At 75.2% G+C, this 218-nt stretch carries 1 protein-coding gene; it reads right to left on the minus strand.

Annotation, left to right across the window (positions count from 1 at the left end; all coding sequences use genetic code 11):
* Window positions 1–218 (minus strand): VWA domain-containing protein (locus tag G3I65_RS16325; RefSeq protein ID WP_160696867.1); only part of this gene is annotated, 218 nt, incomplete at both ends.

Here is a 218-nt window from a genome sequence, read left to right on the forward strand (position 1 = left end):
CCCGGCCCGCCGTACCACGGCACCGGGCGGGCCGCTGCCGCGCAGCACCGGGGTGAGCCGGGTCAGCTCGGTGGCGAACGCGAAAGCCTCGGCGTCGAGCACGGTCGTCAACGTGTGCATCAGGTGCAGGTAAGCGGGTTCCTGCGCGCGCATCGACTCGCTCAGGTCTGCCAGCACGAGCAGCCGGCGACGTCGCCGGGCGGGGCCCCGGCGAGCCG

The sequence above is a fragment of the Amycolatopsis sp. SID8362 genome, assembly GCF_010550475.1.
Classification (GTDB): domain Bacteria; phylum Actinomycetota; class Actinomycetes; order Mycobacteriales; family Pseudonocardiaceae; genus Amycolatopsis; species Amycolatopsis eburnea.